The organism is Sphingobacterium sp. UBA6317 (assembly GCF_002440385.1).
Taxonomy (GTDB): Bacteria; Bacteroidota; Bacteroidia; order Sphingobacteriales; family Sphingobacteriaceae; genus Sphingobacterium; species Sphingobacterium multivorum.
Map to the genome: position 1 here is coordinate 76,658 of NZ_DJTD01000054.1, position 12,775 is coordinate 89,432.

The 12,775-nt window shown below is 39.2% G+C and carries 10 protein-coding genes; 5 read left to right on the plus strand and 5 right to left on the minus strand.

Going from position 1 to position 12,775, the window contains the following annotated elements; genetic code table 11:
• The first annotated feature begins 108 nt into the window (after positions 1-108).
• Genes rpsF through rplI form a run of 3 tightly spaced genes read left to right on the plus strand, consistent with a single transcriptional unit; the run spans position 109 to position 1,199 of the window.
• Entirely contained in the window at positions 109-477 is a 369-nt protein-coding gene (gene rpsF, locus B3E92_RS18905) for a 30S ribosomal protein S6 (protein WP_046671750.1), read from the plus strand.
• Positions 477-740: a 30S ribosomal protein S18 gene (rpsR, locus tag B3E92_RS18910; protein ID WP_028071347.1), complete on the plus strand. Its 264-nt coding sequence runs from the start codon at positions 477-479 to the stop codon at positions 738-740. The genes rpsF and rpsR overlap by 1 nt, the downstream gene beginning before the upstream one ends.
• A gap of 15 nt (positions 741-755) precedes the next feature.
• Positions 756-1,199 (plus strand): 50S ribosomal protein L9, encoded by a 444-nt coding sequence (gene rplI / locus B3E92_RS18915; protein ID WP_046671751.1) that lies wholly within the window; start codon positions 756-758, stop codon positions 1,197-1,199.
• Between the two features lie 538 nt (positions 1,200-1,737).
• Here rplI and trxA read toward each other — a convergent pair.
• Together trxA and dnaE are read right to left on the minus strand one after the other, a co-directional pair.
• Positions 1,738-2,058, minus strand: coding sequence for a thioredoxin (gene trxA / locus B3E92_RS18920; protein WP_046671752.1), 321 nt, complete (start codon positions 2,056-2,058; stop codon positions 1,738-1,740).
• 125 nt (positions 2,059-2,183) lie between these two features.
• Entirely contained in the window at positions 2,184-6,602 is a 4,419-nt protein-coding gene (gene dnaE / locus B3E92_RS18925) for a DNA polymerase III subunit alpha (protein WP_070566062.1), read from the minus strand.
• A gap of 560 nt (positions 6,603-7,162) precedes the next feature.
• Between dnaE and B3E92_RS18930 the strand changes: the two genes are divergently transcribed.
• Positions 7,163-7,945, plus strand: a complete 783-nt coding sequence (locus B3E92_RS18930; protein WP_070566064.1) for a Cof-type HAD-IIB family hydrolase — start codon at positions 7,163-7,165, stop codon at positions 7,943-7,945.
• On the opposite strand, the gene B3E92_RS18935 is transcribed toward B3E92_RS18930, so the two are convergent.
• A complete protein-coding gene (locus B3E92_RS18935) occupies positions 7,942-8,541 on the minus strand; it encodes a hypothetical protein (protein ID WP_070566066.1) in 600 nt (199 codons plus the stop codon). The genes B3E92_RS18930 and B3E92_RS18935 overlap by 4 nt on opposite strands.
• 45 nt (positions 8,542-8,586) lie before the next feature.
• On the opposite strand from B3E92_RS18935, the gene B3E92_RS18940 reads away from it, so the two are divergent.
• Positions 8,587-9,486 (plus strand): pirin family protein, encoded by a 900-nt coding sequence (locus B3E92_RS18940; RefSeq protein ID WP_046671756.1) that lies wholly within the window; start codon positions 8,587-8,589, stop codon positions 9,484-9,486.
• A 162-nt stretch (positions 9,487-9,648) separates the two neighbouring features.
• On the opposite strand, the gene B3E92_RS18945 is transcribed toward B3E92_RS18940, so the two are convergent.
• Positions 9,649-10,248, minus strand: a complete 600-nt coding sequence (locus B3E92_RS18945; RefSeq protein WP_046671757.1) for a DUF502 domain-containing protein — start codon at positions 10,246-10,248, stop codon at positions 9,649-9,651.
• A 44-nt stretch (positions 10,249-10,292) separates the two neighbouring features.
• Positions 10,293-12,734, minus strand: a complete 2,442-nt coding sequence (locus B3E92_RS18950; RefSeq protein ID WP_070566187.1) for a bifunctional UDP-N-acetylmuramoyl-tripeptide:D-alanyl-D-alanine ligase/alanine racemase — start codon at positions 12,732-12,734, stop codon at positions 10,293-10,295.
• Positions 12,735-12,775 lie beyond the last annotated feature (41 nt).

The following is a 12,775-nucleotide window of genomic DNA, read 5'->3' on the forward strand; positions in this document are numbered from 1 at the left end:
GAAAGGGTCTAAACTTTTTTATTTCAAAGCATTGCAACATAACAATATAATAACTACCTTTGCACTTCCACAAAAGTGGAATTTTAAATAACAAAATTAATTAACAAAATGCAACAGTACGAATCTGTAATCGTTCTTACCCCGTTGCTTTCTGATGATGCTGCGAAAGAAGTAATCGCAAAATTCAAAAACATCTTAACAGAAGGCGGAGCCGAGATTGTCGCTGAAGACAATTGGGGTTTGAAAAAATTAGCGTATCCAATCCAGAAAAAAACTACTGGATTTTATCACTTAACTGAATTCAAGGCTCCAGGTGAATTAATCAATAAATTAGAGGTTGAATACAAACGTGATGAGCGCATTATGCGTTTCTTGACTGTAAGCTTAGACAAACATGCCAAAGCATACAACGAGAAAAAACGTAGCGGTGCATTCAACAAAAAAGCTGAAACTAAAACTGAGGAGGGCGCAAACTAATGGCTAACGAAAATATCCAATACGTAACTGCTCCTAAAGTAGAGGACAACCGTAAAAAATACTGTCGTTTCAAAAAGAATGGTATCAAATATATCGATTATAAAGATGCTAACTTCTTGATGAAATTTGTAAATGATCAAGGTAAAATCTTACCTCGTCGTTTAACTGGTACATCTTTGAAATTTCAACGTAAAGTAGCTCAAGCTGTTAAACGTGCTCGTCACATCGGCTTATTACCTTACTTAGCTGATGCAATTAAATAAGGAGGACGATAGAGAATGGAAGTAATTTTAAAACAAGATATCAAAGGCTTAGGTGAGCAAAACGATATCGTTAATGTAAAACCAGGTTTCGGTCGTAACTACTTAATCCCGCAAGGATTTGCTATCCAAGCGACTGAATCTGCAAAGAAAGTTTTAGCTGAGAATATCAAACAAGCTCAGTTCAAACAAGAAAAAATCAAAAAAGACGCTACTGAATTAGCAGGTAAATTGGAAGCTATCAAACTTTCAATTGGTGCTAAAGCAGGTGAATCTGGTAAAATCTTTGGTAAAGTAAACAGCATCCAAATTGCTGATGCGTTGAAAGCAAAAGGTTTTGATGTAGATCGTCGTCGTATCACTTTCGAAGTTGAACCTAAAGAATTAGGTGAATACATCGCTAACTTAAACTTACACAAAGAAGTGAAAGTTCAAGTTCCTTTCGAAGTAATTGCTGAATAATTCAGTTTATTTAGTCAATAATATAAAGCGGCTATCCTTTCGGATAGCCGCTTTTGTTTTACCCCTACTTTACCCCCAAAAAAAACTCGCGTTACGGAGAGCAACGCGAGGCATAATCTAGGGTATTTGAAAGGGAAAATCTTTATCAATCTCTATTTTTTTCAAAAAAACAACTCTTAAACTATCGAATCATAAAAAAACTATCAAAATCAAGAAAATCGGAACAAATTATTTTCGAAACTCAATTTCAATACTCAAAAGAAGCAAAAAATATTCATTTTTACAAATTAAATTCATTTTTTTTCTAAAAAAAACACAAATAACTTAAAAAAACAAAAATATCAATAGAAAAATCAGTAAAACTCAAAAAAAACATGAAATAACAAATGTATAAAATCAAGAAAACACTATAAAAAAAATAAAATCAGTATAAAAACAAACAAAAAATTGTAAAAACAAGATAAAAACATTAAAAAATTAAAAAAAAATAGCCTGAAACACAATGTTTCAGGCTATTTTTTTTAATTTTTTCGCTAAATTATGCTAATTGTTTTTCCAATTTCTCGTTCAATACTGATTTTGGAACAGCCCCAATTTGTTTATCAACGATTTCTCCATTTTTAAAGAACAATAAAGCTGGAATATTACGAATGCCATAACGAACAGAAATCTCTGGATTTTCATCTACATTCACTTTTCCTACAACAGCTTTACCTTCATAATCCTTAGCCAATTCTTCAACCACAGGACCTACCATACGGCAAGGACCACACCACTCTGCCCAAAAATCGATTAATACTGGTTTGTCTGCTTTTAAGACAACTTCTTCAAAGTTGCTATCTGTAATTTCTAATGCCATAATCTTTTAATTTTATAAACCGAAGTTATATCTATAATACTATTTAATTGCTAAAATCAATAAAACAAAGATAGTAACTACTACCAATGTATTTGTAATCTTAATTACACAAATTCTAATCCAAACTAATTCAATCGGTAATTTATCCCTTCAAACTTATCTATACAGTCCAAAAATTCATTTGTTAGGTTTATTTTCAGACTTTTAGCTGGCATTTCGACAGATATTTCATCTTGGGGATCCCAGATTTTAAACTTTAATTGACAATTTGGCACAACTCCCTCGATCTCATTTTGCGCCAGTATATCCTTGATACCATCAAGAAATGCTTCGTTCAACTTAGGTAAAGGAATATTGATCGTAAAACTCTTCGCCATCTTCTCACGAAGATCCGAAAGCAACTGCACACTGCGTAGCTCAAAGCCCCAATTTCCAACCTGTCTGAAACGCTCCTGTACCAAACCCCGCAATTGCACAAAATATCCCTCTTGCAAATATCCCTTCAACTTGACATATTCTTCACCGAAAACTGCCATATCATAAGAATCACTATAATCCTCGATGATAAATGACGCAAAAGGCTTACCCGTCTTCGTCAATCGATGGTTTGCCGATGCGATAATACCACCAATCACCAATTCTTTGTTCTTGATCCGATTAAACTCAAGCAAAGTCTCTTCATCGACCTCTGCCGCCTTAACCTTATTGATCAAGGCCAAATCTGACACCGAATTCTGACAAAAATGTTCAATCTCAAACCGGTAGGTATCCAAGGGGTGACTGGTCAGATAAATACCGATAACATCTTTTTCATATTTAAGCTTTTCAATCAATCCCCATTGCGGACATGGCGCCAAAACCGGCTCAGGCAATTCTGCAGCCCCTCCTACACCAAACAAGCTCGCTTGGGCCGAACTTTCATTTTCCTTAAAGCGCTGGCCAAATCGGATCGCCTTTTCCATTCCTGTTGAATTTTCATCCGAATGAAAATATTGTGCACGGTGCGTATTCTCAAAACTATCAAAGCCTCCAGCATAAGCCAGACTCTCAAAAGCTTTCTTGTTGACCGCACGAAGATCGATTCGTTTAGCCATATCAAAAACAGATTTATACAATCCTGATTGCCGTGTTTGCACGATAGCGTCTACCGCTCCTGCCCCAACACCTTTCACCGCACCTATTCCAAAACGAATAGCTCCAGATTCATTTACCGTAAACTTATAATAGGATTCATTCACATCTGGCCCCAATACCTGCAAGCCCATTCGTTTACATTCCTCCATAAAGAATGTCACCTGCTTGATATCATTCATGTTATTGGAAAGTACCGCAGCCATGTATTCCGCAGGAAAATGCGCTTTTAAATAAGCGGTCTGATAAGCAACCCAAGCATAACAGGTCGAGTGGGATTTATTAAATGCATAACTCGCAAAAGCTTCCCAGTCGGTCCAAATCTTCTCCAGAACTTTTGCATTATGCCCTTTCTCCTCTGCCTGCGAAACAAACTTCGGCTTCATCTTATCGAGTACAGCCTTTTGCTTCTTACCCATAGCCTTACGCAAGACATCGGCATCACCTTTTGAAAATCCCGCAAGCTTCTGGGACAAGAGCATAACCTGCTCCTGGTAGACTGTAATACCGTAGGTTTCCTTGAGGTATTCCTCACAAGCATCCAAATCGTAAACAATGGGGTCTATACCGTGCTTACGCTTAATAAAACTTGGAATATATTCGATTGGTCCCGGACGATAGAGTGCATTCATCGCAATCAAATCGGCAAATACTGTCGGCTTAAGGTCGCGCATGTATTTCTGCATTCCAGGAGATTCATACTGGAACACCCCTATGGTTTCTCCACGCTGAAAGAGCTCATACGTAAGCTCATCGTCGATCGGAAACTGATCCGGATCCAGCACAATACCATGACTTAATTTGACATTTTCTACCGTATCTTTAATCAGTGTCAGTGTCTTTAAACCCAAAAAGTCCATTTTCAGCAAACCGGCACTTTCAACAACGTGGTTATCGAACTGCGTCACATAAAGATCAGAGTCTTTTGCCAAAGAAACAGGAACGAAATTAGTAATATCGTCTGGTGTAATAATAACACCACAGGCATGGATACCTGTATTTCGTACAGAACCCTCCAAAACCCGGGCCTGTCTGATCGTTTCCGCTTCCAATCCAGCACCATCCGCAATAGATTTCAATCTATTGACGGCTTCAATTTCCTCAGTCCTTAGCTTTTCCTTTAAACCGGCATCATCTAAAGTAAAAATCTTGGATAATTTAAGGTTCGGAATCAGCTTGGCAATTTCATTGGCATCACCCAAAGGTAAGTCCAATACACGCGCTGTATCTTTGATGGATGACTTTGCTGCCATTGTACCATAGGTAATAATCTGGGCAACTTGACTAGCACCATATTTATTGATTACATATTGCATGACACGTCCACGTCCCTCGTCATCAAAATCGATATCAATATCAGGCATGGACACACGGTCGGGATTTAAGAAACGCTCAAAAAGCAAGTCATATTTAATCGGATCGATATTGGTAATTCCCAAACAATAAGCTACTGCCGAACCAGCAGCAGATCCCCGTCCCGGCCCCACGGAAACTCCCATATCCCGGGCCGCCGCAATAAAATCCTGAACAATCAAAAAGTAACCTGGATACCCCGTTTTCTCAATGGTAGCCAACTCAAAGTCAAGACGTTCGCGAATATCATCTGTTATTTCCTCATAACGCTTCTCAGCCCCCACATAACAAAGATGCGCCAGGTATTTATTTTCACCACGTTTTCCCCCATCTTCCAGATCGGCTTCCACTTGAAATTCCTCAGGAATATCAAATTTAGGTAAGAGGACATCGCGGTTTAACTTAAATATCTCTACCTTATCGACAATCTCCTGAATATTTAGAATCGCTTCGGGCAAATCTTTAAAAAGGGCCTTCATTTCATCTGAAGATTTGAAATAATATTCCTGATTGGGTAAACCAAAACGGAATCCACGTCCCCTACCTTTTGGAGTCGATAGCTTTTCACCATCTTTCACACAGAGCAAAATATCATGCGCATGTGCATCGCCTTTCTTCTCGTAATATGTATTATTGGTCGCAACAACTTTGACCTGATATTTGCGGGAAAATTTAAGCAAGGTTTGATTCACACGATCCTCATCTTCCTGACCATGACGCATTAATTCCAGGTAAAAATCATCCCCAAATTGTTCTTTCCACCACAGCAAAGCCTCTTCGGCCTGACTCTCACCTATATTCAGTATTTTATTCGGCACCTCGCCTTGTAGGTTACCTGACAAAGCGATAACATCTTCCTTGTATTGAAGAATAAGATCTTTATCAATCCGCGGCACATAATAGAAGCCCGCGGTATAAGCAAAAGAAGCCAGTTTAGCCAAATTATGGTACCCCCGTTTATTTTTCGCCAATAACACAATCTGATAACCATTATCCTTCCTCGACTTATCTTTGTGGTTTTCACAAACAAAAAATTCACAACCAACAATTGGCTTTAAAAGCTGACCAGTAGGCTCCTCTCCATTCTCAACTGCCTCCGCATTTTGCGCTTCAACTTCTTTATTATGACTTATAACACGAGAGACAAACTCAAAAGCCCCCATCATATTTCCGTGGTCCGTTAATGCAACAGCAGGCATATTATCCTTCACCGCTGCCGAAACTAACTTATCGTACGACATCGTCGACTGCAGGATCGAAAACTGAGAGTGGTTATGTAAATGGGCAAATTTGGCATCCTTTAAAGCTGCTAACGCGTCCGCATCAACAACAACCTTGACTTCATCTGGCTGAGACCGTTTTCTAATTTCATCAGAAGCTGCTTTTAGGTTGATATGTTTCAGTCCAACAGTGGGTATAGGCCCCGGATTGTTGGCTTTAAAATCGACAAAGTAGCCCGTATCGACCTGAAGTTCTTCGGCAGTGAATACCTCTCTTCTTACAAGCTCCAGAAAACAACGTGTTGTCGCTTCAACGTCGGCTGTTGCATTATGTGCCTCAGCAAATGGCACTCCAAATAAATAGGAATGCAACTCAGTCAAATTGGGTAGTTTAAAGCGTCCACCACGACCGCCTGGAATTTTCAGAAGTTCAGCTGTTACTTCCGTACAGGTATCCAATACAGGCATATTAGCCATATTGGACGTAACACCATAACGGTAAAATTCACAGCCCATGATATTCAAATCAAAACCAATATTTTGTCCAACAACAAACTTGGCTTTATTCAATGCCACATTGAATTTCTCTAAGACCTCCTGGAGCGGCAATCCCTGCTCTTCTGCCAATGCAGTCGATATGCCGTGTATTTTTTCAGAGTCATAGGGTATATCAAATCCATCTGGCTTAATCAAGAAATCGTGATGTTCGACCAAATTTCCCATCTCATCATGAATCTGCCAAGCCAATTGAATACAGCGAGGCCAATTGTCCGTATCGGTAATTGGTGCGTCCCAACGCTTAGGCAAACCCGTCGTTTCCGTATCGAAAATAATATACATAAAATTCTAACCCTCTTTAATACAACACATTAAATGCAAGACAATTTACATTTTTTTGAACTTGAAATTTACGAAATTATTAGAGAAGATTATGTCAGATTTTTGCGAAAATCCACTAAAGAAAATCTAGCGCCACACGATACCGCCTACCGGTTCCGCTTCAACAAGAAATAACATCATAAACTCCTCAATCTTCTTTTTTTTATGTGTATCCCATGAGTAAATATCAAACCAAATCGTAAAGCCCCCGGCCTCTTTTTTTCGTATATATTGAAGGAGCCAAGTTTATATCAAATTAACAACACATTGAATACGTATCTAATAGGGACTTTATAGGGACCTCATAGGGACCTCATTCGGATGAAGCCCTATAATCTACCTATTAAGTCCCTTTTATTTCAGGTTTTATTTCCTTTTAATTACAAATTTGACATTCACCTTTCTTCCACCAATGTGGTAAAATTCTCATGGTCTGTAGGAGATAAAACGCCTCAGATTTAATATTGTAATAGTTACACTATCCTAAGTATTTAGTATATTTGGTTTTGACCCAAAAATCCATGATTAAAGCGATCTTTTTTGACATCGATGGAACTTTGCTAAGTTTCAAAACACATCAGGTTCCCGAATCTACTCTACAGGCATTTCAATTATTAAAAGAAAAAAACATCAAGGTATTTGTTTCAACAGGACGATCCTACAATCAGCTGGGACATATTCGTTACCTCGATTTTGATGGATATATCACCTTCAATGGCGGGTATTGCGTCACAAAGGAACAGGAAGTCATTTATAAAAATAACATCCCTCAAAAAGACATTCGCTCCTTATTGGATTATGCTAAAAAGCGTGAGGACCTGACTTTTTCATTTATGTCCGAAAAGGAAATTTCCTTAAACCAGGTTACACCTGAGGTACAACGAATGTACGAACAGGTCAATGTGCCGACACCACCTATTCGGGATTACGAAAAGGATTTTGATCTGGACTCCGTTATGCAGGTCAATGTTTTCATCAATCCTGAAGAAGAAGCTGAATTCATGGAAAATGTGATGCCAAATTCAGTTGCTTCGAGATGGACGCCCATTTTTGCGGATGTCAATCCGATGGGGCAAAGCAAAAAAATTGGAATAGATGTTTTTTTAGATCATTTCAACTTTACCTTGGAAGAAACTATGTCATTTGGCGATGGCGGAAATGATATTACCATGCTAGCGCACACCCATATTGGAATTGCTATGGGTAATGCAAATCCCGAGGTAAAGGAAATTGCAGATTATATAACAGACAGTGTTGATGAAAATGGTATCTGGAATGCATTAAAACACTTCAATATCATCTAAAGTTGGATAGTTAAAGTTATTCGAGAAGTATTGCTGTTGCTATTCATCAGCAAATTATGTTTTTCCGGAAAAAGATAGTCCAATCGCTGTCTAAAATCACGTATCAGTGTACTGCTAAATTGACTTTCCAGATAATGGTTCACACGATAGCTAACTTCAAGCATAATCAACTTGGATGAGCCCGATAATCGGATCCGTACAGGATGAGAAGACATCGTATTATAACCATTCTCAACAGCATGCTGTACCACAGGAAAAAGAATGAGCGGCGGCAAGATCATCTCCTCCTGAGACTGAAGCTTATTTTCCCATTTGACTGTAAAACCTGCCGGAAGAAAACGTTCAGCCAATTGCAAATATTGGTTCAACAAGCTAAGCTCCACCTGCATCGACTCCAATCGGTCAACATGAAGCTTAAGCAACTGCTCTTGGAAAGCAAAAAAGTCGGCTGGATCTATTTTGTTACTTTGTATTAGGTGATCGATCAAAAAACTGTCCAGCTGACTGTTCCTAAAAGACAACCTATCTGCCAGTGCCAAAAGCGCTTCATTTCTTACACTCTTTTTACCCAAAAACCGATTGATTATACTTGACATTTCTTAAATTGCTGTAGATTAGAAACACAAAAATAAGGAAACATTATGTCAAATATTGCAATAGTTATTGAAGAAAGAGCCGCTGACATAGGCAATTTCTTAGTTGGGCGACTTCTTCCTTTCAGGCAGAAACGTATGGTCGGCCCTTTTATCTTCATCGACCACATGGGACCTGATAACATTGCCGAACCGCACTTTATGGATATTGCACCACATCCGCATATCGGGTTATCCACATTGACTTATCTATTCGAAGGTAGCATTATGCACCGGGACAGCTTAGGAAATGCCGTTGAGATCAAACCTGGAGCAGTCAATTGGATGACGGCAGGTAAGGGTGTCACACACTCCGAAAGAACCCCCGAACAACTGCGATCGACGCCGCACGACCTCCATGGACTGCAGATTTGGGTGGCCCTACCAAAAGAACTCGAAAAAATGGAGCCTAATTTTGTTCACATAGAAGAACCGCAACTTCCACATTGGACCGAAGATGGCGTATCCTATCGCTTAATTGCAGGAGAAATTAAAGATCACCGTTCCGAGGTCCCCGTATACAGCCCATTATACCTTATTGAAATCAAAGCGGAAAAAGATGCAACTATTAAACTAGGTGATCATCTATATGGCGAAAGTGGATTATATATCCTGCATGGGACTGTTCATGCGGAAGGTCAGGAATTCGGTCCAAAGCAGATTTTAGTTGCCAAAGATGCGAAACTATGTGAATTCAAAATGGAGGCTGGAACCTCGGTCTACATTTTTGGTGGCGAACCTTTTCCTGAACAACGCTATATCGACTGGAACTTCGTCGCTTCGGACATTGAAACATTAAAAATAGCGCGCGAAAAATGGGAAAAACATGAATTTCCAAAGGTTCCTGGAGATGACGGCTATATTCCAATCCCGCCAGTAAATCCAACTTTAGGGCAGAAAAAAGCTTAGCAGCACTATTTCTTCATTTAAACTTGGCAATCGCAAACGTATCTGCCGTACGGGATTACAATTGGAAGGACAAAACAGACGAAAACAAAAAGGCTGGAAATTGTGGACAATTTCCAGCCTTTTTATTGAATAAATCTTAAAGTCAACTGTTGCAAAGAAGTACTAATGGGCTATCCCGCTCACACCACCGGATACAACCAATTTCATGGCATCTGTTGGCGACATATCTAATTTTTTCACCTTGTCTGCACTGATAATGACAACCTGTCCCGCAAAAGAATATGAATATGGAAAATACACCATAACCTCTTCTTCAAGCCCAATGCTTTTTAAATCATGTTGCGTTAAGAAACCTATCTTCTTCAGACCAAACTCATTCACCGTTACCAAGACAGGTTCATTAAATTTCTTTGCATCACCAACAAAGGCCTCTGTAAAATCTTTAATCGAAGAATATAATGTATTTAAAAGTGGAATCCGCTGGATCTGATGATTAATCCACACTTTAATTGGATCTGTAACAAAATTTGTAAAAATAAGCCCTGCCAAAACCAACACCAAAATAACGGTCAGAATACCTATTCCCGGAATATACAAGGGATGCCCTCTATCATCTTCCAAAAAATGTTCAGTTAGATTCAATGCCGAATCAACTGATGCAACAATCCAAACTATTAAAAAAATAGCACCAGCTAGAGGAACCACCACCAGGATACCTCTTATCAAATAATTAATAAAGCCTCTAATTAATTTGCTAAACATGAATTGAAAATCAAATATTATTCAAAAATGCAGAATATCCTTTATTATTCATAAAAATATACTCTTTTTACGCGTTGGGAAATACTGGTCAGCAGTTCATAAGGGATCGTTCCTATAGCCTTCGCTGCTGACTTTATATCAGGGTACACGATAACTTCATCTTCCTCTCCAACTTCCACATCCGTTACATCCAGCATACACATATCCATACAGATATCACCAATAGTAGAGACTAAAAAACCGTTAACCAACATTTTACCGACACCATTACCAAAACGCCTATCGTAACCGTCCGCATAACCAATTTTAATCGTGGCGATCTTACTATCTCTATACAGAACACCGTGCCTATTATAACCTACGGTCTCACTTGCCGGGAGGTATTTAATTTGCGTCACATTAGTTTTCAAGGTACTCGCCTCCCTAATGGGTAAATCATGCCGCTCAATATCGATACCATAGAGACCGATCCCCAATCGTACCATATCAAAATACGCATTCGGCCACAGTTCAATACCCGAGGTTGCTGCAATATGACGTAGAAAGGAATATCCTAGACCACTTTCTAGACGTTTCGTAAAGTCATCCAGCAGATCAATTTGTCGCTGTGTAAATTCCCGGTCCTTTTCATTTCCTGCAGACGCTAAATGGGAAAAGGCAGATTTAACCTCTAAAACCGCTTCCGTACGCAACACAGCTATTAAACGATTGACCTCGTCAGGCATAAAACCCAACCGATGCATGCCAGTATCTATCTTAATATGAATCGGAAAGGAAGTTATCTGTTTCGTTTTCAGAAAATTCAAGAAGGAAAACAATATTCTAAAGCTATAAATCTCCGGTTCAAGGTTGTACTGAACGATGGACTCAAAAGAACTTTCATCCGGACTCATTACCACAATAGGCAATGTGATTCCTGCACCGCGCAAATCCACCCCCTCATCCGCAAAAGCGACCGTCAGATAATCCACCCGATTAAATTGCAAAAGATTTGCTATCTCGAAACTTCCACTGCCGTAAGAGAAAGCTTTGACCATCGTCATCAGCTTAACATGCTTCGGTAACAACTGGCGGTATACATTTAGATTGTTTTCCAGTGCATTCAAATTGATTTCAAGCACTGTATCATGTGATTTTGCGACCAAAAGCTGACTGATACGTTCAAAATGAAACTCCCGTCCTCCTTTCAGTAATACCGTCGCATTTTCAAAAGAAAGCGACCTTATATCGGCCAAAAAAGCAGCAGTATCGCTATATGAAATGGAAGGCACATCAAATTGTGCAGCCAATTTAGGCAACACTTCACCTATCAATATCAATTTATCCAAACGATACTCACTAAGCAAACGTCTCAGCTTGGACAAGCTTTTTTCATCTTCGATAGTAACACCGGGAATATCCGATAATATCAACATCTTGAACGGATGCTGGCCCTGTTGATTTAAAAACTCCAGGGCTATTTGTAGTGCATCCAGATCATTACTATACGAGTCATCGATAATGGAGCTATTCTTTTTTCCTTTTTTTAACTCAAGACGCATCGCCACAGGCTGCAACTCTTTAATCCTCGATGCGATCACTTCATTTTCATAACCAAAACGTAGCATCACCGCTACACAATTTATGGCATTCTCAACATTTCCTTTATCCACAAACGGTACTTCAACAGCAAAGGTGCGCCCGGTATAATAGAAGGTTACCATAGTAAATCGGTCGTTGACCTGTTTGATGGAATACACCTCCAAAGAAAGCCCCTCATCAAGCCCCCAGGAAAATTTTCGTGGCCGATAAGGCAATTGAACATTTTCAAGGTAAGTATTCGGAAAAATCATGGTTTCAACATGTTTAAACAACTCGAGCTTTTCATAAATCTTTTCCTCCTTCGATTTAAAACCGGCTTTATGTGCCACACCAATGTTGGTCAATAGTCCTATGGTTGGTTTTATCATCTGCTCAAGGCGCTGCATTTCTCCTTTCTCTGAAATTCCTGCTTCGATCAGCGCAAGATTATACTGATCGGATAGTCCCCATAACGAAAGTGCCACACCGAGCTGAGAGTTATAACTCTTGGGACTTCTATAGATCTTATATTCAGGAGACATCAGCTGAAAAAGCCATTCTTTCACTATCGTTTTACCATTGCTACCAGTGATTCCAATGACCGGGTAATCGAATTTCTGCCGATGAAAAGTTGCCAGTTCCTGCATAGCGACCAAGCTATCCGCTACCCAAAGAATGTTAGCCTCCAAAAACTCCATTTCCTGTGCACTATCGATTTGAAGCACAAAATTACGAACTCCCTTATCATAAGCTTCTCTAATATAACGGTGGCCATCTCTATTCTTCTGAAGTGCAAAAAAAATCCCGTTGTCCGCTTGGACAATTTTACGGCTGTCGTAAAATAAATGCTGGACAAAAGAATTGGGATCCGTGATAAATGTGCGATTGGGATGTAAAATCTGGGCGATTTCCGATATTTTGTACATTCTCCTGATATTTTTGATTGTGTCAAAACTGAACATTTTTT